Raw genomic sequence first — 25,119 nt, forward strand, 5'->3', positions numbered from 1 at the left:
TCAATTAGTTTTGTGAAGGCTTTAACAACTTTATTTATTGTTAATTTCATGACTTAGTTGGGTATACCATGTTATATTTGAAATCGTACTGTACCTTAAAGGATGATACTCTTGTTTAATAAAATTATTGGTTTATTGATTATAATTATTGTGATACTGGTGGGGATGTTTATCTACGTTTACTATTCGATGGAATCAGATCAATCGACAACGTGGGAATTTCACGAAAGTGTGCACGACGCTGGATGGAACCCAGATGCTCTTGAGCAAGCGAGAAGATATTACGACTCTATCAACTCAACCTCTGCCATGGCCATTTACGAAGGTAAGGTTCTTTTTTCATGGGGAGATGTAACGAAAAGCACGAATGCTCACTCCGTTAGAAAAAGTTTTTTGAGCGCTCTTATAGGTATAGAGAAAGAAAAAGGAGGGTTTCCACCTTTAGATAAATCATTAGAAGACTTATCCATCGACGATAACCCTCCATTAAATCCATTGGAAAAACAAGCAGAGCTTCAACATTTATTAACGTCTACATCAGGTGTGTATTTACCTGCTGGCGAAGAATCATGGGGAATGAGACGGGCAAGGCCAAATCGCAGTTCTCATTTACCAGGTCATTTTTATTACTATAATAATTGGGATTTCAATGTATTAGGAACGATATATAATCAAGCAACAGAAAGCGATTTGTTTGAAGATTTCCAGAGGAACATTGCAGAACCCATTGGTATGGAAGATTTTCAGTTAAGCCATACCCACTATAAATACGAAAATCGTCGATCGACGCATCCTTCTTATTTATTTAGAATGTCTGCAAGAGATTTTGCTCGTTTCGGGCAGCTTTACCTTCAAGAAGGAAAGTGGGAAGGAGAACAAATCGTTCCAAAGAAGTGGATAAAAGAAAGTACGTCTGATCATGCGGAAGTTCCATCGAACAGTTTATTTGACTACGGTTATTTATGGTGGGTTGCTACAGAATCACCATTTAGTGATTTGGACATGTATTCTGCCGTCGGTCGATACGGACAATCGATTGACATAATTCCGGAATTGGATCTCGTATTTGTTAATCGAGTGGACTCGAATCGATTAACGTTCGGTATCACTCGAAGTAGTGTAAACGAATTGCAGCGGATGCAACTTCTCCAACTAATCCTCGATGCAAAACGTACAGAATAACTTAGAAAAACCGGAGCATCTTTTATTCAGATGCCCCGGTTTTAATCTTTATTCAACGCTTTGTTTGTAAGGCGCGCCAACCTTACCTATCATTAAATAACCATATTTCCATTTGTTTAATACGTAAATTGTTAGTATGGAACTTACAATACTAAAAGTAAAAAGTAAAATGATATAGGTGAAACCTATATTGAGAGGATATAGGCGAAATAGATAGTCAGCTAAGAAAATGTAAAAATAGTGAAGAAGATAGATACCGAAAGAATATTGACTAATAAACACAAGAATTCTCGGCGGCGTCTTAAATTTTGATGTTACATAAAATAAGAACAAACTAAACATCGTTGTATGAAGTAAAATATCCGTTCGTTTTGAACTATGAACTTGCAAAAATCCTGAATGATAAAGGTATAGCATTAGAATACTCGTTAACAAAGGTCCTATGATAATAATATAGCGAAACTTCTGTAAAGAATGAATAAACGATTGGTAATATAATCCTGAATAATAACCTAAAGCAAAGTAAAAAATCCATCCGAATAACGGTATCCAATAAAACCTTTCCCATATATAGGTTGAAAAAGGAATCATTTCAGGTGGGGTTGTAAAATTAAAAATAATTAAATATCCAGCATTAATAATAAAAGCGATCGTTAAAACAAACCTTGGAGAAAGTACCTTTAAGTAACGGTGAAAAAAGTAATGGAATAAATAAAACTGAAAAATAATTAATATAAAATAGCCATGATAATCTCCAACAAATATGTTCATTAATAGTTTCACAGTCCACACATCGATACCTTCAAGGATAAAAGGAATAGAATAAAATATCGCCATGACAAAGTATGGGATTAAAATAAATCGAGCTCTTTTACGAAGGAAATTATCCGGAAGTGGCCTGTCTCTATAGGAATATGAAATTAAAAACTCCGAAATAAAAATAAACATCGGTGTTCCGTAATATAAAATCATTTGCACGGAGTCAAAAGAGATGGCAGCTAGTTCTCCCATTTCACGAATAGGGACTGTAGTAAGCGCAATAAAGATGCTGTGTAAAAAGACAATACTCAAGCACCCAATACTCCGTAACACAAATATTTCCTTGATCATTCCTTGGTTTTTTTTCATGGTTATTCCCACCATTTCTATAAATCTTCTATATAATATAAATACTCATTAACTACTAACCCTATCATATCGTTATAGACGTTGTTATAATAAAACACTTGAGTGATCATAGAATATGCTCTCATCAGATGAAACAGCTTATTTAACTTATTTATACAACGATAAATTTTATCATGTATGATAAAATTCTTCGACAACAGATAAGAACATCAAGTATGTAAAACTATGGTTTCACTTAAAATATGATAGGATACACGCTGGAGAAAGAAGGGAAGAACGTGAGTCGTTTTGTAACTTATATACTTTTAGTGATGGTTATGGTTATATGGGGTCTAAATGTCGTTGCTGTAAAATACTTAGTAGAACATTTCCCACCTGTTATGATGCAAGGGTTACGTATCGGGACAGCTAGCTTATTCGCCATTTTAATTTTATATTTTTTAAAAGATTTAAGAAAACTATCGAAAAAAGAATGGGGATTAACAATCCTCGCCGCACTTTTCGGTCAAATCGGACATCACTCTTTATTAGCCATTGGTTTACTTAATACAACCGCGTCCAATGCTTCGTTAATACTGGGGCTCATACCATTAACGACAGCAATTTTTGCTATGATCTTTCTAGGCGACAGATTAACAAAAATTCGGTTTATTGGTATTATATTTGGTTTTAGCGGCGTAGCATTTGTTGTTCTAAACCCAGAGCAAGCAGTATCTGGAATTTCTTCTGGTGATCTACTTGTGTTTACGTCTATGGTATCTCAAGCTTTTTCATTTATTTTAATTAAAAAAATAACTTCTACTTTATCTTCAAGACAATTAACAGGCATGTTGTTAATGATTGGTTCCATCAGTTTGATAACGATTAGTTTCTTCTTTGAACCAGGGAGTAATGAAGCATTTTCTGTCACTGGAGACCTTATATGGATTGTATTTTTCTCATCCGCTATTATTGCTACAGGTTTGGGTCATTTCTTATTTAATGCTGCGATTCAAAAAATTGGAGCGGGACAAACGGCAATATTCAATAATTTTGTTCCTTTTTTCGCATTGTTAGGTTCGTTCTTTTTACTTAATGAAGCTCTTTATTTATCTCAACTAATCGGATTTGCATTCATTGTTATCGGTGTTTTGCTAGGAACTGGTTATGTTGAACAACAATGGCTGAGAAGACGCCAAAAACAACCGTTACGCAAAACATCCTAATCACTGAGGACACAAGGAATCTTGTGTTCTTTTTTCATTTCCTTAACACTGTTGGTTAGATTTTTTAGGAAACGCTTTCTTAAATTAATGTGTCAAATTATCTGACAAGTTCGTTGTTTCAGAATTTTCCGTCTGTATACTGAGGTTTATGATCAGTTGGCATATAAACTGACACAAACTTTTGAGGAGAGTGATGTATTGTGGATGAGATCTTTTTATTGAATAACGTTTGGATTATTGTATGTTTTGCTTTGGTATTGTTAATGCAAGGTGGCTTCATTCTCCTAGAAGCAGGTTCAACTAGAATGAAAAACGCCGGTCATATTGCTGGTAAAACAATTTTCACGGTAGGAATTGCTTCATTAGTTTTTTGGGCTGTTGGATATGGATTCATTTATGGAGAAGGAAACGCATTTATTGGAATGTCAGATTTCTTTTACGGTGATTTTGATTCTGTCGTTGATGGTCTCGCCGGATCAGTGGACTTCATGTTCCAGTTAGCTTTCGCAGCTATCGCATTAACGATTGCATTTGGAGGTTTTGCAGAAAGAGCAAAATTATCTGCTTATATTATTTTCGCAGTACTTTTTTCAGCACTTATATATCCCGTTGTTGCACATTGGATTTGGGGCGCAGGTTGGTTAGCTGATCTTGGAAAACAAGACTTTGCAGGTTCAACAGTCGTTCATTTAACTGGTGCAGCATCTGCTTTAGCTGCGACGATTATATTGAAGCCTCGTATTGGAAAATACAATAAAGATGGTTCATCAAATGATTTAGCCGGTCATAACCAAGTTTATACGGCTTTAGGAGTATTAGTTCTATGGGTAGGTTGGTTCGGATTTAACGCTGGTAGTACATTAGGGGTTGACGGTGCATTCTTTGGTTACGTTGCATTAACAACACAACTTGCTGCCGCTGCCGGTGCGGTTGCTGCCATGTTCATCGTTTCAATGATTACAGGAAAAGCAGATGTTCCTACGATGTTAAATGGAGCGTTAGCTGGTTTAGTAGCTATTACCGCTTCCACTGCATTTGTTGCACCTTGGGCAGCAGTGATAATCGGTATCGTTGCTGGACTAATCGTTCACTTCAGTATGGTATTCTTTGACAAAGCGAAAATAGATGATCCAATCTTTGCTTTATCTGTCCATGGTGTAGCAGGTATTTGGGGAACATTATCAACTGGATTTTTTGCTACAACAGCATTAGCAGAAATGAACGGTGGATCTGCTGGTCTATTCTACGGCGGTGGATTCGGACAGTTAGGCGTTCAATTCTTAGGAGTTTCCGTTTCAGGTTTGTTTGCTTTCACAATGGCATTTATTATCTTGAAAATCATGGACAAAGTGATGGTTGGAGGTATTCGTGTAACAGAAGAAGAAGAAATCGTTGGACTTGATTTAAGCGAACACGGAAGTTATGGTTATCCTGAAAACATTCGTGAATCAGAAGATGTCAAAAGAGAGAAAACAGGTGCTTAATGAAACCAACTTATGATTCTTCCATTCATAAGAAACAGAAAATTCAATCATATGAACAATTGAAAATGTGGAGAACAGAAAAGATACCTAGCGTAAAGAACAATCACTTTGAACTAAATGAATTCCACGATGAGTTAATAGCAAAAGTCGTATTATTATCTATTAAAAAAGTAGAGACAGAGCAGGGAAATCCCCCTGCTCGTTTCGCTTTTATTGTGATGGGGAGTGCTGGTCGATTTGAGCAGTCCGTTTGGAGTGATCAAGATCACGGTATCATCTTTGAAGGAAATGATGATCACCAAGATTATTTCTTACGTTTAGGAAAAGAAATTGTTAAAGGATTAACGATTTGTGGTTACGAGCCTTGTGATGGAAAAGTAATGGCAAATAACCCGTTATGGTGCCGATCATCTCACTCATGGGAAGAGCAACTTTCTCATTGGCTTAAAGAGGATTCTTGGGAGAATTTAAGGAACACATCAATTTTTATAGATTCTAGAGTATTAATTGGAGATCCTTCTTTGTTACAAGAACGCAAACAGATGGTTTTTGATAAAATCGAAAACGAAAAACACTTATTAAAAAGAATGGCTGACAATGTAGAAACAAGTAAAAAAGGACTAGGTTGGTTTGGTCAATTGATTCCAATCCAAAAAGGACCTAACAAAGGAAAAATTGATTTCAAGCTTACCGTATTATTTCCTTTTGTTAATGCGATGAGATTGCTATCTTATGCTGAAAAGATTAGCGATTCTTCCACATTAAAGAGATTTCAACGCCTTTCAGACAGTGAGGCGCAATTACAGAAATATGAAAAAACATTTTTAAAAGCTCTCGATTATCGTTTAAAACATGCAGATTCAACTCAGTCATATGAAAACATCCATTTTATTAACGTAGATCAGATATCAAAATCAGACCGTCAAATGTTAAAAGGATGGATAAAAGAAGGATCGATTTTGTTAAATCTTGTATTGGATCATTCTCGAAAAAAGCTTGGAAATGAGGATAAATTATGAATCCAATGGGGCAGTGGATTAAACAATTATCCGGTATGGTTTCCTCCAACCATTATACAGACGTTATTAGCGAGAGGGATCCTGCTAAAGTTGCTTATATGCGACGCTTGCAGAAGTCAATAAAGCAACAAGACCACTTACACATTCCATTTTCCGATTTAACAGTAGTCGTATTTGATATCGAGACAACAGGATTTTACCCACAAAAAGGCGATCGTATCCTCTCCATTGGAGCAACAAAAGTTACCGGAAAGAACGTTTCAACCGAAAAATCTTTTTATTCTTTAATAAAAAGTACAGATCCAATATCAGATGAGGTTCAAAAGATAACCGGAATCACGTCAAAAGAATTACAAGACGCGCCACCTGCTGAAGAAGTGTTAATTGATTTTTTTAAGTACATTAATAAACACACTCTTGTGGCTCATCATGCTAATCACGAAAAACAATTTATGCAAAACATCACTTGGACTCTTTTTAAAACAAGATTTGATCATCGAATCTTGGATACGTCATTTTTGACGAAGTTGATAGATCCAATGAAAGATTTAGTGACGTTAGAAGATTGTTGTGCTCATTATGGAATTGATTCAACTAACCGTCATCATGCATTATCTGATGCAGAGATGACAGCAAAAATGTGGTCTCATTCTGTAGAAGAAGTGGAAAAACAAGGCTTTACTTGCCTGAAAGATGTCTACGCTCACTTAGCTAACATAAGATGAAACCCGTGATCCAAAAGTGATCACGGGTTTTTAATCATTTCTTTTAAATACGGGTCAGTTTCAATGAGTTGTTTTGCTTTTTCCCTGTATTTCCGTTCATGTAAATACGTGTAACGGGTAGGTTTCATGGACGGAGCTAAATCAATTGCATGAATAAATTCATCTCGATCAAAAGGCGTTTGTTTCACATGTTCGAAAAAGCCTGTGCGAGAGAAAACTTTCACCATTCGTTCTACTCGGTGTTCATGAACAAGGGACATAAGATAGGTACAGACACCAACTTGGATACCATGCATTTGCGGGTTTTTCGATGTTTTATCTAGTGCATGAGAAATCATATGTTCCGCTCCACTAATAGGCGCACTATTTCCACTAATTACCGTGGAAATGCCTCCCATTGTTAAAGAACTCATTAATTCCTTCAGAAAAATCTTTTGACGTAAATCATCCATGGGTGTTCGAATAAAGCTATTCACTGCTTTTTTACTTAACATTGTTGCAAAAGCATTTCCTTGGCTATATCCATGTTTTTCTTCAAAAGCCCAGTCATACAGTGCTGTAATGTTCGACATTAAGTCTCCAATGCCAGCTAAAATAAAAGGAGTAGGGGCATGTTGAATAATCGACAAATCTGCAATGATCCCATAAGGAACTTTAGCTGGTACCGTTGTTTTTTTCCCATTTACGAATAAGGAGCAATTACTACTTGCAAACCCATCATTTGACGGTGAAATTGGAATGCTAATAAAAGGCGTTCTTCTAGAAAAAGCGACATATTTCCCGAAATCGATGATAGAACCTCCACCAATCGCAAGGACCACATCATACCTGTCCAATTGAAACGCCTTATCAATTAAATCGTAAATAGAAGATGTTAAGTCGAGAGTTAAACAATCGACAGAAACTCCTGACGTATTTTCGATGATTCTACCTTGGTAATGTTCTGAAGAAAAAGAGTCAAATAAAATAATCGCTCGTTGAAAACGATGTTTTTTTAAAATGCTTTCCAATTGACCTAGTACTCCGTGATCTATTTCTAACACGTCGGGAATTGGAATACTCATTCCTTCATTCGCCATGACTTAACCAACCTTCTTCCATTAAAAACATCTCCACATCTTTGAAGTCTCTGACAGGTATATATGGAATATTTTGTTCTCTTAAAATAGTGATCAAAGCATCTTTAGCAAACATCGTATTCGCATATTTAGCAGGATGAGAGTCCGGTTCACTATCCCCGAAATAAAAAACAAAATCATAGTTTTCCTTTATCTTCTTCAGCACAACGGATTTATCAATCCCATAACGCTCGGAATAATGCCACGCATTTCCATCTACGTCTAATTGAACATTGTTGTTTTTAAAAACTCCTTTGTTCGAATAAACTTCCACACCAGTCAATCCATATTTAGAGAGAATTTCATTAATATAATAGTCCGTCCCAGCACTTAAAATAAAAAAATCAGCCCCTTGATTTTGAACCTTTTCAATAAACGGAATCGCATGTTCATCAATCGGTATCTCATGAATATCTTCCAACGTTTGCTTTTCCGTTTGATTGATCGAACCGAAAATTGTCGATAGAAACTCAATGTCTTTCATATCGCCATTTTTCCATTGGTGAAATAATGCTTCTCCTTCTGGATAGTACTTTTCAATAATGATCCAATAAAAATCTTTTTTCGAGATTGTACCGTCAAAGTCTGAAATAAATGCCCATTTTTTCATCGTCGTTTCCTCCGTTTTCTATAGCTATTATTATCAGCATACATGAGAAAAGAATAAGAGGGAAGTTGATTGAACAAATAGTGATAATTTTCACCTATAAAGGAAAGGATAAGCGGAAGCAAACAGATAGAGGGTGAATGTATCATGGGAGAAGATAAAATAAGTCGTTTATATTTACTATTTATTTTCTATACAACAATTGGATTAAAAAATCACTTGATTATTATCCCACCATTAAGTGAAACGGCAGGCAGAGATGCATGGATTACTGTTATTTTCTCTATAGCATTACATATATTATGGCTTTTTTTAATTTATTATATCTATAAAAAAATGAATGGGATACCAATTTACCAATGGATAATGAATCGAGTAGGGAAGGTCACGGCAATGTTGATCTGCTTATCGATAGGTATCGTTTTGTTGCTTCTTGCAACCCACAGCATTACAGAACTAGGGAAGTGGACTTCCATTACGTATTTACCATTTACACCTGATTTATTAATTATGGTTATATTTGCTATTTTATGTTTACTAACGACTTTGACTAACTTAAGAACAATTGCTATTTTAAATGGGGTATTATTACCGGTCATTGTTCTTCTAGGATTTTTTGTCATGTTTGCAAATATGCCAAATAAAGATGCTTCATTGCTCCTGCCTATTTTAGAGAAAGGGTATATGCCTGTTTTTTCCGGTATTGTTTATTCAAGTGCAGGCTTAGGCGAAATGGTGATGATTTTGTTTATACAACATCGATTGAAAAACCAAGTCAAGTATTGGCAGTTACTTCTATTTACTTTATTTGTCTCTATTTTGATCATAGGCCCATTAACAGCAGGTTACATGGAATTTGGCGTAGAAGAATTAAAGCGGCTTCGATTTCCAACTTATGAGCAATGGGCATTGATATCGATGGGACGATTTATAGAGCACGTTGACTTTCTTTCTATTTTCCAATGGTTAGCAGGATCTTTTATTCGAATTTCCTTTCTTATCTATTTGATTACTCAAGTTATACCGATCAGTAATAGGAAATGGAAAAATATGTTCGTTATCGGACTGTATTCCATCGTACTTTCGATAACTCAGTTACCAAAAAGTGACATGGAATACCTAGCTTTTGTCAATCAAATTTTCTTACCTGGGACACTTATCTATTTCATTTCGCTAACGGTAACTCTGGTAGTCATATCATTTATTCCAGAAAGTCAGAAAGAGGTGAAACGTCATGAAACTGCTTAATTGGTTAACAAACTCAAGAAAAAACGAGAGCCCTTCTAATTCTTCTCATTCATCACAGTCACAAAGGATTACTGAAGATACTATCAAAGATACATTTATGTCCTGTGGCGACGTCAGTGTTGATGAAATGACGTTTACATCGCCTAGCAATGAAGAAAAGGTTTTATTTTTATATTCAGAAGGATTAACGAACACACATTTAATAGAAGATGACATCATACCAAGATTAGACAGATATTTTAGATCCGCACAGAAGTTTGATAAACAAGAAATGATTGAAAAAATAAAACTCTCTTCCATTTTAGAAGTGAAGGAAAGAAAAGACTTATCGATTAAACTTTTTCAAGGAAATGTATTAGTTTTTTTCCCTTCGAAACAATATACACTATCCATTGATATTTCTGAAATTCCTGGAAGAGATCCTGAAGAAACGAATGCGGAAGTTTCTGTAAAAGGTGCGAGAGACGGCTTTATTGAAAATATCAAAGTGAACACTGCACTTATACGAAAACGACTACCGACAGAGTCGTTAAAATATGAATCCTTTACGATTGGAGATAGATCCCAAACAGAAGTCGGTCTTATGTATATCAATGATATTATTAACCCCGACATCCTTAAAGAAGCGAAAAAACGACTTAACACTTTAAAATTTGATGGCTTAATGAACTCAAATACGCTCGTTGAAATGATGTCTTCTGGAAAATTTCAAATATTACCTAGCCTTCAATATACTGGACGACCCGATTATACAGCTAATGCCCTTCTTAGAGGACGGTTTATTTTGTTAATTGATGGGACCCCAACTGCGTTAGTTGGACCAGTTAATATATTTTTGCTTTTAAAAAGTGCGGAAGATGCCGAATTTATCTCGTTTTATAATTCCTTTGAACGAATTCTTCGCATTGTCGGCTTATCGATAGCTGTTTTTCTTCCTGGGTTTTGGGTTGCAGTTACCACATATCATCAAGATCAAATTCCTGTTCTTTTACTTGCAACACTGTCAACTGGCAGACAAGGGGTCCCATTTCCCACGGCAGTTGAAGCGCTACTAATGCTTGGGTTATTTGAATTATTCCGTGAGGCAGGTTCTCGGATGCCTTCCGCTATAGGGCAAACGTTAACCGTTGTAGGAGGGTTAATTATTGGGGATGCTGCTATTAGGGCTGGATTTACCAATCCAGGAATTATTGTTGTCATTGCAACTTCTTTAGTTGCTACATTTACGTTAGTGAATCAGTCCATGATCGGCGTATTTAGTATTTTACGAATTCTAGTTGTTTTCGTTTCAAGCTTTTTAGGTCTTTTTGGTTTCATGATCGCTGCTTTTTCCATTTTGCTATATATGGCAAATTTACGATCTTTCGGAATACCTTATTTAGTCCCTCTATCTCCTATCAGTTCTTTCCGAGACTTCAAGGACACGATATTAAATTCTTCAGCCAATGAAAAGCAGGCTAGACCTGATTTTTTAAAAACGAAAGATTCTACAAGGAAATGAGGAAGAATGATGAAAAGCATCACGTCCATGATGATCATATTTCTATTGCTAACAGGTTGTATGAATGCTAATGAGATAGAAAGAATGTATTATGTTCATGGAGTTGGGCTTGATTATGTTGATGAAAAATATGAAGTTCACATTCAAGTAATGAATTTTCATACAATGGCGAAAGAAATGCAAAGCACATTTGAAGAGGCAGAGACAATTGTTGCCAAAGGAGTTGGTCCAACTCCTGTAATGGCCATACACGATATATATCAATCGACTCCTCAACGGATTTACTGGGGCCATTTATCTGCCCTCGTTTTCACAGAAGCAGCGTTGAATACTGGTATGACAGAACTTTTAGATGATTTTTTAAGGTTTAATGAGATACGTTATACTCCATGGATCTTTTCCACAAAATCTAATATTGATGACCTGTTAACAGTATTCCCTTTTTTAGATGCTTCCCCTGTTCTCGGAACTTTTGGAAACCCAGAAGATGGCTATTCGCAAAGTTCTTTTGTAGCCCCTAAACGAAAACATCGCTTTATTCTTGAACTAAATGAACCTGGGAAATCTGCGAATATCCCCAATTTAACGGTAGAAGATCGTTGGCACTCAGATAAAGAAAGACATCCTGTAATAAATGTTTCAGGGGTGAGTAGTCTTTTTGGTGAAGAGTATCGCGGTACGCTTGAAGGCAAAGATATGTACGGTTTAAGGTGGCTTCAAGAGGATACGGAACGAACGCCAGTTAACATTAGTAAAAATGATGAAGCTGTCGCTGTCATTATGATGAAAAAGCCAGATCATAAAATAACCCCTAAGATTGAAAATGGAGAAGTTTCCTTCACGATAGAAGTAGACGTATCAGGAGGAATTCTTGAAATGCATCAACAAGAATCTCTTGATTTTATTGAAAAGGAAGTTACAAAAACGATTGAAAATGAAATCCGTACGACCTATGAGCAAGGATTAGAAAATAATGCAGATATTTATCACTTAAGTAATGAATTATTTAAAAAAGACCCTGAGGCATGGCATGAATTAACGGAAGAAGAAGAATTATCTTTAACAAAAGAGACGTTAAAGGATATTAACGTGCAAGCAGAAGTTATTCATAGTGGAAAAAATCGTCATATTCCGATTCTTACCGAAACGGAATAATTAGCAGCAACACCATTTTATCGATTATGGTGCGAAAAAATCGCTCGTACGTCTATCCTTTTGAAATGAAGGCTTTACAGCAACATTTCCAACTATAAAATGGGTGATTTCCCAAATAATTAAATGTAAGCGCATACAAATTGACGAAATATTCAATTTAATTAAAATCTTTCGATTCGGATTGTTTTTTCTTGTTTGAGAATGTGTTAAGATTAGTTTTAATATTCTGAAGTAAGAAAGGATTATGGAGATGGAGAAAACTGTAACAAACACCGTTCAAGTGAAAGATATCTTAATTGCACACCAAGTACTGAAAGACATAGTAGTGAACACCCCCTTACAAAGGGACGCGATCCTTTCTGAAAAATATAAAGCGAACGTTTATTTAAAACGAGAAGACCTTCAAGTTGTTCGCTCATTTAAACTTCGAGGTGCTTATCATTTAATGCAAGGACTCTCAGAACAGGAGCTGCAAAATGGCGTCGTTTGTGCAAGTGCAGGTAATCATGCTCAAGGTGTTGCATATTCTTGTAAAGCGTTAGGTGTTCGAGGTAGAATTTTTATGCCGAGCACAACACCACGTCAAAAAGTTTCTCGAGTTGAGTTTTTTGGTGAACCATTTGTTGAAGTCGTTTTGACAGGGGATACGTTTGATGATTCCTTTAAAGAAGCAACGTCTTACTGCAATGATAATGAGATGGCATTTATTCATCCTTTTGATGACCACAGAACAATTGCCGGTCAGGGCACAGTTGGTATGGAAGTATTAGAATCAATGGATGAACCTGTCTCACACATTTTTATGAGTGTTGGCGGTGGCGGTTTAATTTCCGGTGTAGGGACTTATTTTAAAAACATCAGCCCTCATACAAAAGTGATTGGCGTTGAGCCTGAAGGTGCACCGGGAATGAAAGAATCTTTGAAACAAGGAAAAGTCGTCACACTCGATAAAATTGATAAGTTTGTAGATGGCGCTGCTGTTAAAAAAGTAGGGGATGTTACATTCAACATAGCAAAAGAAGTTGTTGACGATATTGTAGTCATTCCAGAAGGTAAAGTATGTTCCACCATGCTTAACCTATACAATGAAAATGCCATTGTAGCAGAACCGGCAGGCGCATTATCTGTTTCTGCGTTGGATGATTACCGTGACGAAATCAAAGGAAAAAATGTTGTATGTATCGTTAGTGGAGGAAATAATGACATTGACCGCATGCAGGAAATCAAGGAACGTTCGTTGATTTATGATGGATTTAAACATTATTTTATTGTTAATTTCCCTCAAAGAGCAGGAGCATTAAGACAGTTTTTAGCTGAAGTTCTTGGTGAGAACGATGACATTACTCGATTTGAATATACGAAAAAGAATAATCGTGATAAGGGACCTGTCTTAGTCGGTATTGAATTAAAACACACGGGAGATTATTATCCTTTGATTAGTCGTATGGAAAAGAACGGATTCTCGTATGTTGAAATTAACAAAGACCAAGACCTCTTTAATTTACTTATCTAATATTTGATAAAACTGGGGAAAATTCATATCCTCAGTTTTTTTATGTTTTGTTATATCAAGTGCGTAGTTTTACTGTTAGAAAAATCCACAAAGATCCATTACTACTAAAGGGTAGTTATTTCAAAATCAACATGGAACGATAAAGGAGACTAGAAAATAAAAGGGACTATAAATTAATTTTAGTTAAATATGAACGACATTTTCATCCAGTCTTAAAATCAGCTATAATAAGTTCATACATACTATTGAAAAGAGAAAGTAGGCATGAAATGATGACAAAGTTAATACCAGGGATGATAGAAGATTTAACTGTGGAACGAGTTATTGATACAGGGTACGTTCTTTCACAAGGAAAACAAGAGGTACTGCTACACAAAAATGAAGCCAAACAAGAGTTAATGAAAGGACAAGAGGTTGAAGTCTTTCTTTATGAAGATAAAAAAGGACAACTCGTTGCATCTACGACAATCCCCGAAGTGACGTTAGGTACGTATGACTGGGCTCAAGTGGTTGATGTCGTGGATAACCTAGGTGTATTTATTCATATTGGTTTACCTAAAGATATTTTAGTTTCCAAAGATGATCTTCCACTTCTTCAAGAAGTGTGGCCAAAAAGAGGTGATCATTTATTTGTTAAATTAGATCATGATCGAAGAGGGAAACTGATTGCTAAACCTGTCACGGAAGAAATTATCAATCAAGAACGGGATCAGGCACCAAAAGATTTACTCAATGAAACGAAAAGTGGTCATATCTATCGAGCTGCAAAAGTTGGGTCGTTTTTAATTACCGAAGAGGGTTATCGAGGGTTCATTCACGAGAGCGAACGTAAACAAGAACCTCGTTTAGGTCAGCTAGTAAATGGACGCGTCATTGGTGTGAAAGATGATGGAACGTTAAATATGTCTTTACGCCCACTTATTTTACAAAGTCGAGACCAAGACGCTCAACAGTTACTTGATATCATTGAAAAAAACAACGGAAAAATACCTTACACTGACCAATCGTCACCTGATGAAATTCGCGAAAAATTCCAACTAAGCAAAGCTGCTTTTAAACGTGCGATGGGGAAATTGTTAAAAGAGAAAAAAATTGTTCAAGAAAATGGTTTTACTTATTTGACTGAAGAAAACAAAGATAACGATTCTGAATAAGAATTATTTAGGGGGGTGTCCCATAAGGTTAACTTATAGGGACATCCTGTTTTTTTGAGGAGAGAGGTTAGAAGGATAGGCATCTTTTTGATGAGTTTCATGTAGATAGATATAGTACCCGAAAGAAGCGCAACGCTCGGATGCTGGGAGGGATTTTATCTCAAATGAAAACTGCCTCACGTCACATAATTATATAAAACAAAAATACAGTTTTTAATAGAATTCCAAATGACCTTATGATAAAATAAAAACGTACGTTCTCCCTCCCTTCCAATACGCACTAAATCCCATAGATTATACTCTTATTTTATTTCTCACAACTATACAATCCTTCATACCATACAAGCATTCCCCTTCAAAATAAACGATAGAATAGGTGAGCCACATGAAATTAATAATCGCTGAAAAACCAGATCAAGGAGCTAAGCTAGCTTCACCATTTCCATTCCAAAAGCGCAAGGATCATATTATGATTAGCGCTTGTGAAGAATTCCCGCAAGGCGCAGCTGTCACATGGGCCGTTGGTCATTTGTGTGAGTTGCTCCCCCCAGAAGAATATGACGCGAAGTGGAAGAAGTGGCGTATAGAAGAACTGCCGATCGTTCCTGTCAACTTCAAATACCGTGTCATCAAATCAAAATGGAAAGCATTTCAAGTTATTAAAAACTTCATTCATCATCGAGACGTCGATGAAATCATTATCGCTGGAGATGCGGAAAGAGAGGGCGAAGCGATTGTTCGTCTCGTTTTGGAACAATCGAAAAATAATAAACCAATGAAGCGGTTATGGATTTCTTCCTTAACAGAAAATGCGGTGAGAAACGGATTCAAAAAATTAATTGATGAAAAAGAAACAAGATCTCTCTATAACGAAGCGATAAGTCGCGCTTATGCTGATTGGCTCATAGGGATGAATGCATCAAGAGTATACTCTCTTCTCCTTCAAAAACATGGAGCTTCTGATGTATTTTCAACAGGACGAGTGCAGACACCAACCCTTGCTTTGATCGTGAAGAGAGAAGAAGAAATCGAACGTTTTAAACCAGAACCTTTTTGGGAAGTAAAAGCAACCTTTTTCATTAATCAAGAACGATACGTTGGAACGTGGCATAAAGAAGGGAATACCCGTATTGACGAAGCGGCAATGGCAAAGAAAATTGCTGCTTTCTGCGAAGGGAAACCAGCTACCATTTCTGACGTTCAACGGACAAAAAAAGACATTTTACCACCAAACTTTTTTAACCTATCTTCGTTACAATCTCTGGCAAATAAACGTTTTAAATATTCACCGAAAAAAACTTTAGATATTGCACAAAAACTTTACGTAAAAGGGCATATTTCTTATCCGAGAACGGATTCCAATTTTGTTACAAAAGAAGAGGCAGCTCAGTTCCCGGATATTTTATCAAAAATTAGTCAATTACCAGCTTATCAGTCATTTTTTCCATTACCTGTAGATTCTATTTTAGGTTCGAAAAGATATGTGAATGAAAAAAAGGTTAAAGACCATTATGCGATTATTCCTACAGAACAAGTAATTGATCCGAATAAACTAAATCAAGATGAAAGACATATATATTCCATGATTGTAGAACGATTGATCGCGGCTCATTATGATGCATGTAAAATGAACTATACGACTATCGAAACTCTGGTCGATGGTCGGGCAACGTTTCGATCGAAAGGCAAACAACTTGAAAAGGCTGGCTGGAGGGTTGTTATCCCTTCACCAAAAGATTCCTCCCAACAAGAAAACCTTTTACCTCTGTTAGATAAGGGGAGTGAAGGGCGGGTAGAAAAAGTACAAACAAAAGAAAGTAAAACCCAACCACCTAAGCGACTTACAGAAGGGGATCTTATAACATTAATGAAGTCTGCTGGTAAACACATTGATGATGAAAAATTGTTAAAAGTGATGAATGAAACAGAGGGACTTGGGACGGAAGCAACAAGAGCCGGAATCATCGGCATTTTGAAAGATCGCTCTTATATAAACGTGACAAAAAACCAAGTTTATCCCACAGACAAAGGGAGAGTGCTCATTAGTGCCGTTGGGGAGTCCATTCTTGCTTCACCAGAAATGACAGCGAAGTGGGAACAACGATTAGCAGAGATTGGGGATGGAAAAGCAGAGATGGAACCTTTTATTGAACAAGCTAAGCTGCTTTCTGCCTCAATAATTAATGATGCTGCTAATCGTTCGCCACAGTGGTCCTTTGATCTAGAAAAACTAGATAAAATCATCTCTAATAAACCAGCATGGAAAGGAAAGAAAAGAAAATCCTTTTCGAAAGATACAGTAGGCACTTGTCCCGCTTGTGGGGGAAAAATAATTGATAAAGGGAATTTTTTTGGTTGTAACCAGTATCAAAAAACAAAATGTAACTACACACTATCTAAACGAATATTGAATAAAGCTATCCCAATAAATCAAGTTAAATTATTACTGAATAAAGGAGAAACGGATCTTATAGAAGGGTTTCAGAAAAATGATAAAACCTTCTCCGCTTCTCTTATGTGGGATGAATCAAAAAAACGAGTGACGTTCTCATTTCCTAAGAGTCCGTAAATGTGACATTCAATTGGATAACTTCTGATCGGCTACCTAATCGAATCGGCGGTCCCCAAAATCCAAATCCAGAAGAAACGATGACATGCAGTTGGTCCTTTTGTTTATAGCCCCAATCTAATTCAAAAAGCTTTTTTGTAATCCAATGGTTTGGGGCTATTTGTCCACGGTGCGTATGTCCACAAATGACAATATCTGCTCCTTGATCTCGAATTTGATTAAGTTCCAATGGTTGATGGTCTAAGACTAGCGTTGGAAGTTCGGAATCTTCTGTTTCACTCCACTGCCCCATCGATTTCCGATGGCGATCCGTTTTGTCTTTCCTTCCAATAATTTTAATAGAATTGTCAAGAACAACAGATTCATCTTGTAGGATGTGAACTTGGATATTTTTCATTATTTTAGTCAATTCTTTTATTTTACCACCATAGTATTCATGATTTCCTAATACACCATATACACCTAACTCAGAATTGATTTTTTTGAGGGTTCTATCCATTCTTTTTTCTCTGAAAATACCAGGATCGTCATCTACTAAATCTCCTGGAAACAATACGAGTTCTGCATTTAATTTATTAATCGTTTTCACTAACCTTTTCGCATGGTTTTTCCCCGAAAGTCCACCGAAATGCATGTCTGAAGCAACTGCAATTCGAAGCGATTTTCGCTTCGATTTCCCGCGAGGTACTTTAAAGGAATATGTCCGCACGATTGGTTGGTATGCATTATATAAACCGAAACCAATATAGATAAAAAACAATACCCAAGTGATAAGGCCAACAATGATAATTCCTAATTCAAGAGAGACATTAAGTAGATGAAGGATGAAAATAAAAATATTAGCTAGTGGTAAGACGACTAAACCAAATTGAAAACAACCGAACCAGATAGATCCAACCATTTTTAAAGTGCGAAAAGGTTTTATAAATTGTCCTACTAAATAGGAGAACGCTAAGAAAGTGATAATAAATCCTAACAAAATAGGATTCGATATTTGAAAAGCGGTTTGAAACCAAACATGAATATTCCAGCCTATATAAAAATTTAAACTAGAATAAACGACGATAAATAGACCGAAACTTGCGATGACTTTCGCGTTCATTGCATCCACCTCATTGATTGCTCATTTTCACATTCTTTTTCCAAGACGAAAAGATGTTTACTGAATGCTTCTATTTTATTATGATTAAGAGATAAAAGAAAAGCGAAAGCTCTTAACTGAAAGATCTAAGGAGTTTCGGATCATTTTCGCAGGTTAAAATCTGGAGGGGTTTGATGGGTGAATTACGAGCAATTTGGATTAAAAGGATGAAAAGAGGACCGATGGATGCGACTAATCGAGCCATCTTACATGAAAATCAAGGTATTGAGAACAATGCTGATCAACGAGGGAAAAGGCAAGTTACAATTATGGAAGAAGAAAAATGGGAATCACTAATGACTCAGTTAAATGGACAGTTGAATCCAGAAACGAGACGAGCAAATCTTATGGTTAAGGGGATTGATTTGGAAAAATCTCGCGGAAAAGTCTTGAAAATTGGTGAGAACCTGATTGAAATAATTGGCGAAACAAAACCTTGTGAACGAATGGACGAAGCATTGCCTGGTTTAAAGGATGCGATGTACCCCCGATGGCAAGGTGGTGCGTATGGAGTAATATTAACGGATGGAGAAATCGAAATTGGGGATCCAGTTTCATGGAAAGAGTAAATATAGCACATCTATTCCACTGTAATATATGGTAAAATTGAAGAAATAGGAAAGAGGGGAATACAATGAAGCCTATTCATAACGATAATGGAAAACTTTATACTGAAATGCGGTTGAAATTTCAAGGAAAAATACATACAACAGAGACAATGCTCGTGGATACTAGCTCTTCCGTAACAATCATCTCCCATCAATTAGCTGAAATTTTAGGGTTTAAAGCTACAGATGACCAAACAGTGATCTTAATGGATTCGATTAGTGTTGGACCACTGAAAGTAAGTGATTTTCCAATAGAGGTCAAAGACATTGAAGAAGAAGGAATTATTGGCATAGACTTTTTAATCAAGGTAGGAGCTAAAATAAATTTAGACTCTATGACAATTTCGAGCTCTAGAACATAACACAGCCCATTTCAATGAAGAGCAAGGATCGTTAACGATAAATATGATTAAAGAGAACTAAAAAACTCATCATATTTCTTGACCTCAATCTATACAAAGGTTATTATCACATTCTAGAATAACTATAGAAATCATAAAATTTAAAAGATCATGAGGAAATAAAGGAGGTATCTAGATGGCAGAACAAGAAGAACCATTGTTGAGCTCAGGTGACACGGTAAAAGTAACAGCTGGAGAATATAAAGGGAAACAAGCGAAAGTTATCTCTTCTTATACGAATTCTATTTCAGTCGAATTTGACATGAAGTTAGAAGATGGCTCAAAGCCAAGAACAGTTCTAAAACATACCGAATATGAACTTGTAGAAAGCAAATAATACTTACATGAAACTGGCTCAAGCAGATGCAAAACTAGGCATCTTCCTTTTGAGCCAGTTTTTTATTTTCATTTCGGTATGTTTTGTCAATAATTCTTCACATGTTTTCTTTAAACTCACTCTCAGCAAATGAGATAATAGATTTACTTAGTAAAATAAAAATTCTTTCACTGTAAGTGTCCATTCATAGAGAGTACTTTTAGGGAGACGTGAAACTATGCCAACATTACTTATATACTCAACCAAACATGGGACGACAGAAAAAATTGCACTCGATATATCCAAAAATTTATTAGACGAGGTAAAGGTGGTAAATTTAGAAAAAGAACGTGTACCTTCTTTTCATCATTATGAAACCATTATCATCGGCACTTCTATTCACATGGGAAAGATCCCTAAAAAGATGGATAAATTTTTACAGAGGAATGAACGGGTCATCTTAACGAAACGTCTTGGGTTATTTTTATGTTGTATGAAAGAAGGGGAAGAAGCGAAACTACAATTTGAGAGTTCTTTTTCATCACCAATCAGAGGTCATGCTATTAGCCAGGCATTATGCGGTGGGGAATTTATCTTCTCAAAAATGAACTTCTTAGAACGAAAAATAATTCATAAAGTTGCTGGTGAAAAAAACGATCTTTCAGCAATTAACAAAGAAAATATAGATAACTTTATAAATGAAATTAATTCTACTTATGACTTATGTTAAAATGAAATAACTATACAAAGGCTACGACAAATCCTGTCGTAGCCTTTCCTTCTATACAATCGACGTTCCTTTCGTTTTCTTTATTTAGAGTGCACCTATGATATGGAGACTGTACAACAGACCAGGAAGAATTAAAAAACAAATAAATACAAATTTCGCATTTTCCCTTGCGATTATTGTCGTTGTCGTCTTCATCAACTTCGATGACATAAGGACTTGCCCTGAAAAAGGAGATACTTGTGTCGCAAGTGTCCACGATAGTAAGAAAGTTAATGCAATATATTCTGGACTAACACCAAATGTTTCAGGGGAAAGAGCACTGCCTACACCGATAACGATAATAATTGGGTGAATCCCAATTTGAGCAAGAAGAATAGTAATCACAACCACTAAAAGTGTAAATAAATATACTGTGCCAAACGATAATGTTAAAAGCACAGAGGAGATTATTTCACCTAAGTCGGTATAAGATAAGGCTACACCGAAATAACCTGCACTGACAAAGATCGCTAGCTCATTTTTAAATTTTGAGAAAGAGCCTAAAATTTGATCAAATACTTCTTGGACATAAGACTGAACGAGTTTTGAAAAGAAAGCCCATATGAATGGCAACACTACTGCTAAAATCGACACAACAGTCAGCATATTCACATAAAGGATGTAATCTAAAACGAGAGATAGAATAATAAGTACGGTAGTAAATGTCATTAACGGAAAAAGCGATGGTGATACTTCTCTTTTATCACTAGCAGTGACGGCATTTTTCACAGGAGGATCGTTCGGAAATGAAATTTTTGGAAGCATCCAAATGCTTAATAAGAGATAAATAATTGCTAATAAAAAACCATAACCACCTATATTAAACCAAGATACGTCGAAAAGAACAACGACAAGTCCAACATTGACAAAGTAAGGGGACCAAAGCATACAAAAGGCAAATGCTCTCATCATATGTAACGTCAGTTTTCTTTCTTGAAACGTTGAAAAACTCTCATCTGCAATTCGTTTTACAATAGCAAGTGAACCAAAATTCAAAATCGTTCCCATCGTCGCAACGAGAGTATAACTTAACCGGTAGGGGTGTTTTCCACCTTTTTTCTCACGCTGCTTTACTTTTTCCTTTAATGCGGTTAAATAACCTGCAATCGACATGTATGTGCCTATAAGAGGTATAAGGATAAACAGGGTTAAAAGACTTATATTTTCACCAAACCCACGAATCATTCCTTGGAAGGGAACACCTTCGATCAGAAATATTGTCGTTCCGATCAGGACGAGGGCAGATACAACGAACCGATTCAGCGAAGAAATACTGAAAATAGCGGCGACGAGTAATACCGCTGCTATTGAGCTATAAAGTGTCATGATCCAAGGATAGACGAGGAAATGACTTACTAAATAAATAATTGCCGTCACATAACAAAGGATCCCTAGTAGTTTTAATAATGATTGCTTCAACGGTAAACTCACCTCCTAAAAGAACATCCACTTTGTTAGATTTTAAAAGAGTACTAAATGTGGGGAACAATGTTGTTTCCATTCAACGGAATTCAATGAAAGAATCCTTCTCTCATTACTATCAACTTAACGACTTTAATGTTCGAGAAAGAGAATATTTTCACAAAGTACCACCTTATATTATACTTGGTTTATGTGAAATTTAAAGAAATTGGAGGGCTTCCTATGAAAATCAAAACAGAATTAGCAGAGCTACAGCCCAGTCAGCTATATTTAGATCGTACTAAATTGCGAAATTTAATTATGAATGGCTATGACGCAGAACAAACGGAAAAAAAACCACTTCCTGTTATTAAATTAAATGGGGAATTAGTGCTCGTTGGAAGTCACACTCGTGCTTTCTTAGCAGACCAGCAAGGGGAAACCTATGTAACCGTTGAGTATCTAGCGGAAATAGACAACCTTTCTAATTATCAAACGTATGTATCTTGGTGTAAAGAAGAAGACATCACAAAAGTGAGTGATCTAGGGAAACAAATCATCTCTAGTGAAGACTTTGAAAGAGAATGGGTTGATCGCTGTAACCGTATTAGTCAAAAATGACAACCCGAACCAAAAGAAAAATCGTCTTAATTACTGGTTCAAATAGTGGTTTTGGTTCCCTAATTGCCTTGAATTTAGCAAAAAGTAACTACATCGTTTATGCTACGATGAGAAATGTATCAAATGCTGAGCAATTAAAAACAACAGCGAAACAATTGTCTATCTCTGATAATCACCTTCTCATTCACAAACTTGATGTGAGTAAAACAGAAGATATTGAAGCGGTGAAGAAGCAGATCTTAAAAAAACACGGACGACTAGATATTTTAATTAATAATGCTGGATTTTCTCAAGGTGGGGTTATCGAAGATATATCGATGGATAAATGGGAGCATCAGTTTCAAACGAATTTTTTCGGTGTCGTTGCTATGACAAAGGCTTTCATTCCAATGATGCGTCAAGCGAGAAGCGGGAAGATTATTCAAATGGGGAGCATTAGTGGTCGCATTGGTCTTCCCGGTCTTGCTCCTTATGCCGCTTCTAAATTTGCACTTGAAGGATTCACAGAATCGTTACGCTTCGAATTAAAGCCGTTTCAGGTGTATTCATCGATCATTGAAGCGGGATCTTTTCGAACGGATATTTGGCAAAAAGGGTTTGAAGCAGCTGTTCAATCCGATATTATTGATTACGAGTCTCTTATGACGTTTATGAACAAATACGCTCAACAACAAATGCAAACGTCAGAAAATCCACAAAAGGTCGTAAACCTTGTTCGATATATATGCGATCATAAACAACCAAAATTCCGTTATCAAATTGGGAAAGGGATCAAAGTAGGAATCGCCTTGAAATCTTTGCTGCCATGGTCTATCGTAGAAAGGGTGCTCTTTAAGAAGCTTAATAACAAATGAAATTAGAAGGAAGAAAAGAGAGATACGTTATGCGCCATTGGCTAGATCATTATATTTATATTCTATATTCCACTGTCCTTATCAGTTATGTAATTAACGTATTTATTGGCATAGAAGCGGTTAATTATATTATCGGTCTGATTGCAATACCTATGTTACTTGTTTCTTTTTTAGGAGCATCAAACCTTTTTAGATTATTAGGATCATTGTTTTTAATGACAGGATTATTTTTATTTATCCAAAGTGGGCTTCCTTTACAGGAGGCCTTCCTATTTTTCACAGACAACTTACGATTACTTGCTTTATTAGCTGTTTTACCATGGATGAACAGTGTCGTTCGTGCTGGACGTTTTGATCGCAGAATGAATCAATTAATGAAAGCTAACGTGTCTGATTTAGGGAAACTGTATGTTCGAAGTTCCATTACGACTTATACGTTGATATCATTTATTAATTTATCCGCATTAACGTTAACTCAAGGTGTGTTATTGCAAAACCTTTCTAACTTATCAAAAAAACTAAAAGATACGTTTATTAGTCAAACGACATTACGCGCATTTTCTATGGCGCTCGTATGGAGTCCAATGGAAATCATCGTTGCCATTAGTGTGGATGCAACAGGAGTAGGATATGTAACGATATTACCGTGGTTATTGCTTATTTCATTAATCACCATGGTGATCGACAACATTTGGGGAAGATATTATTATGGGAAGTTACCTTATCACGCTCCTTCCAACGCTGTTGGGAGAAGTTTCTCTGTCAAAACAATCATCTTTCAAATTAGTCAACTATTTGGTGCTCTTGTGACATTTTTATTTATTATTGTTTTCACAAGTAGTTTACTAGATTTGAATTTTATTCTAACTGTCACCCTTGTTATCCTTCCATTTTCCTTTATCTGGTCTATTGTTATGAAGCGAGTAAGAAGTTTCATCACAATAGGTTGGAATACTTGGAAAGTTCGAACAAACGGAATGCAAAATTTCGTTGTATTGTTTGTTTCTTTAGGTTTTTTCTCCAACAGTTTAAATGCTACACCCGCTCTTGAAGCGATACAACATCCGTTTATGGCCATGGCAGAGTATCCACTTGTTATTTTATTTTTTATTCAAATGACGTATTTACTTTTAAGTATGATTGGGATTCACCCTGTTGCAACAATAGGCGTGTTGATGGAAGTCGTTACTCCGCTATATCAAGATATTAACCCTCTTAGCATAGGCATCGTTCTCATAACGGGAGCACTAGCTACAGCAACTGTAGGGACGTATGGCGTAACAGTTACAATGACATCTATGAATACACAACAAAATCCTTATCGCATCACATTAAAAAACATGCCATTTGCGCTTATCTATGGAGGCATTGGCACGTTTGTAGCATTTTTCTTGTTGTAA

The 25,119-nt window shown here is 36.1% G+C and carries 23 protein-coding genes; 18 read left to right on the forward strand and 5 right to left on the reverse strand.

Annotated features, from left to right (window positions below; genetic code table 11):
• Positions 1-102: 102 nt before the first annotated feature.
• On the forward strand, positions 103-1,182 hold the full coding sequence (locus QDN89_RS15115) for a serine hydrolase domain-containing protein (RefSeq protein WP_280770991.1): 1,080 nt from the start codon (positions 103-105) through the stop codon (positions 1,180-1,182).
• Between the two features lie 48 nt (positions 1,183-1,230).
• Here QDN89_RS15115 and QDN89_RS15120 read toward each other — a convergent pair whose 3' ends face one another.
• Positions 1,231-2,310 carry an acyltransferase family protein gene (locus QDN89_RS15120; protein ID WP_280770992.1) on the reverse strand — a complete coding sequence of 360 codons (1,080 nt, stop codon included), beginning with the start codon at positions 2,308-2,310 and terminating at the stop codon, positions 1,231-1,233.
• A 278-nt stretch (positions 2,311-2,588) separates the two neighbouring features.
• Between QDN89_RS15120 and QDN89_RS15125 the strand changes: the two genes are divergently transcribed.
• From QDN89_RS15125 to QDN89_RS15140, 4 genes are all read left to right on the forward strand, one after another.
• Complete coding sequence (locus tag QDN89_RS15125; protein ID WP_280770993.1) at positions 2,589-3,515, forward strand: DMT family transporter; 927 nt, start codon at positions 2,589-2,591, stop codon at positions 3,513-3,515.
• Positions 3,516-3,715: 200 nt separating this feature from the next.
• A complete protein-coding gene (locus tag QDN89_RS15130) occupies positions 3,716-4,999 on the forward strand; it encodes an ammonium transporter (RefSeq protein ID WP_280770994.1) in 1,284 nt (427 codons plus the stop codon).
• On the forward strand, positions 4,999-6,018 hold the full coding sequence (locus tag QDN89_RS15135; RefSeq protein WP_280770995.1) for a DUF294 nucleotidyltransferase-like domain-containing protein: 1,020 nt from the start codon (positions 4,999-5,001) through the stop codon (positions 6,016-6,018). The genes QDN89_RS15130 and QDN89_RS15135 overlap by 1 nt, the downstream gene beginning before the upstream one ends.
• On the forward strand, positions 6,015-6,743 hold the full coding sequence (locus QDN89_RS15140; protein WP_280770996.1) for an exonuclease domain-containing protein: 729 nt from the start codon (positions 6,015-6,017) through the stop codon (positions 6,741-6,743). The genes QDN89_RS15135 and QDN89_RS15140 overlap by 4 nt, the downstream gene beginning before the upstream one ends.
• 20 nt (positions 6,744-6,763) lie before the next feature.
• Here QDN89_RS15140 and QDN89_RS15145 read toward each other — a convergent pair whose 3' ends face one another.
• Both QDN89_RS15145 and QDN89_RS15150 read right to left on the reverse strand, forming a co-directional pair.
• Positions 6,764-7,822: an iron-containing alcohol dehydrogenase family protein gene (locus tag QDN89_RS15145; protein ID WP_280770997.1), complete on the reverse strand. Its 1,059-nt coding sequence runs from the start codon at positions 7,820-7,822 to the stop codon at positions 6,764-6,766.
• Positions 7,812-8,471: an MtnX-like HAD-IB family phosphatase gene (locus tag QDN89_RS15150; RefSeq protein WP_280770998.1), complete on the reverse strand. Its 660-nt coding sequence runs from the start codon at positions 8,469-8,471 to the stop codon at positions 7,812-7,814. Before QDN89_RS15150 ends, QDN89_RS15145 begins: the two co-directional genes overlap by 11 nt.
• 144 nt (positions 8,472-8,615) lie before the next feature.
• Here QDN89_RS15150 and QDN89_RS15155 point away from each other — a divergent pair, with 144 nt between their 5' ends.
• From QDN89_RS15155 to QDN89_RS15180, 6 genes are all read left to right on the forward strand, one after another.
• A complete protein-coding gene (locus QDN89_RS15155; RefSeq protein WP_280770999.1) occupies positions 8,616-9,716 on the forward strand; it encodes a GerAB/ArcD/ProY family transporter in 1,101 nt (366 codons plus the stop codon).
• Positions 9,703-11,217, forward strand: coding sequence for a spore germination protein (locus QDN89_RS15160; protein ID WP_280771000.1), 1,515 nt, complete (start codon positions 9,703-9,705; stop codon positions 11,215-11,217). Before QDN89_RS15155 ends, QDN89_RS15160 begins: the two co-directional genes overlap by 14 nt.
• 6 nt (positions 11,218-11,223) lie before the next feature.
• Entirely contained in the window at positions 11,224-12,372 is a 1,149-nt protein-coding gene (locus QDN89_RS15165; RefSeq protein WP_280771001.1) for a Ger(x)C family spore germination protein, read from the forward strand.
• A gap of 244 nt (positions 12,373-12,616) precedes the next feature.
• The gene (ilvA, locus tag QDN89_RS15170; protein ID WP_425335406.1) at positions 12,617-13,885 is read left to right on the forward strand and encodes a threonine ammonia-lyase IlvA; all 1,269 of its coding nucleotides are present in this window, start codon (positions 12,617-12,619) and stop codon (positions 13,883-13,885) included.
• Positions 13,886-14,154: 269 nt separating this feature from the next.
• Positions 14,155-15,039, forward strand: a complete 885-nt coding sequence (locus QDN89_RS15175) for a CvfB family protein (RefSeq protein WP_342394385.1) — start codon at positions 14,155-14,157, stop codon at positions 15,037-15,039.
• Positions 15,040-15,424: 385 nt separating this feature from the next.
• The gene (locus QDN89_RS15180) at positions 15,425-17,608 is read left to right on the forward strand and encodes a DNA topoisomerase III (protein ID WP_280771003.1); all 2,184 of its coding nucleotides are present in this window, start codon (positions 15,425-15,427) and stop codon (positions 17,606-17,608) included.
• Here QDN89_RS15180 and QDN89_RS15185 read toward each other — a convergent pair.
• Positions 17,595-18,710, reverse strand: a complete 1,116-nt coding sequence (locus tag QDN89_RS15185) for a metallophosphoesterase (protein WP_280771004.1) — start codon at positions 18,708-18,710, stop codon at positions 17,595-17,597. The genes QDN89_RS15180 and QDN89_RS15185 overlap by 14 nt on opposite strands.
• A gap of 173 nt (positions 18,711-18,883) precedes the next feature.
• Between QDN89_RS15185 and QDN89_RS15190 the strand changes: the two genes are divergently transcribed.
• The 4 genes from QDN89_RS15190 to QDN89_RS15205 all read left to right on the forward strand — a co-directional run bounded on the left by QDN89_RS15190 (position 18,884) and on the right by QDN89_RS15205 (position 20,804).
• Entirely contained in the window at positions 18,884-19,318 is a 435-nt protein-coding gene (locus QDN89_RS15190; protein WP_280771005.1) for an MOSC domain-containing protein, read from the forward strand.
• 65 nt (positions 19,319-19,383) lie between these two features.
• Positions 19,384-19,719 carry a retropepsin-like aspartic protease gene (locus tag QDN89_RS15195; RefSeq protein WP_280771006.1) on the forward strand — a complete coding sequence of 112 codons (336 nt, stop codon included), beginning with the start codon at positions 19,384-19,386 and terminating at the stop codon, positions 19,717-19,719.
• Positions 19,720-19,894: 175 nt separating this feature from the next.
• Positions 19,895-20,095, forward strand: coding sequence for a KOW motif domain-containing protein (locus tag QDN89_RS15200; RefSeq protein WP_280771007.1), 201 nt, complete (start codon positions 19,895-19,897; stop codon positions 20,093-20,095).
• 217 nt (positions 20,096-20,312) lie between these two features.
• A complete protein-coding gene (locus tag QDN89_RS15205; protein ID WP_280771008.1) occupies positions 20,313-20,804 on the forward strand; it encodes a flavodoxin domain-containing protein in 492 nt (163 codons plus the stop codon).
• Between the two features lie 84 nt (positions 20,805-20,888).
• On the opposite strand, the gene QDN89_RS15210 is transcribed toward QDN89_RS15205, so the two are convergent.
• Positions 20,889-22,262: a hypothetical protein gene (locus QDN89_RS15210; protein ID WP_280771009.1), complete on the reverse strand. Its 1,374-nt coding sequence runs from the start codon at positions 22,260-22,262 to the stop codon at positions 20,889-20,891.
• A gap of 225 nt (positions 22,263-22,487) precedes the next feature.
• Between QDN89_RS15210 and QDN89_RS15215 the strand changes: the two genes are divergently transcribed.
• The 3 genes from QDN89_RS15215 to QDN89_RS15225 are packed head-to-tail and all read left to right on the forward strand — an operon-like array spanning position 22,488 to position 25,119.
• A complete protein-coding gene (locus tag QDN89_RS15215; protein ID WP_280771010.1) occupies positions 22,488-22,865 on the forward strand; it encodes a hypothetical protein in 378 nt (125 codons plus the stop codon).
• Positions 22,862-23,719 carry an SDR family oxidoreductase gene (locus tag QDN89_RS15220; protein ID WP_280771011.1) on the forward strand — a complete coding sequence of 286 codons (858 nt, stop codon included), beginning with the start codon at positions 22,862-22,864 and terminating at the stop codon, positions 23,717-23,719. Before QDN89_RS15215 ends, QDN89_RS15220 begins: the two co-directional genes overlap by 4 nt.
• The gene (locus tag QDN89_RS15225; protein WP_280771012.1) at positions 23,716-25,119 is read left to right on the forward strand and encodes a hypothetical protein; all 1,404 of its coding nucleotides are present in this window, start codon (positions 23,716-23,718) and stop codon (positions 25,117-25,119) included. The genes QDN89_RS15220 and QDN89_RS15225 overlap by 4 nt, the downstream gene beginning before the upstream one ends.

Source organism: Salipaludibacillus daqingensis (assembly GCF_029891575.1).
GTDB lineage: Bacteria > Bacillota > Bacilli > Bacillales > Salisediminibacteriaceae > Salipaludibacillus > Salipaludibacillus daqingensis.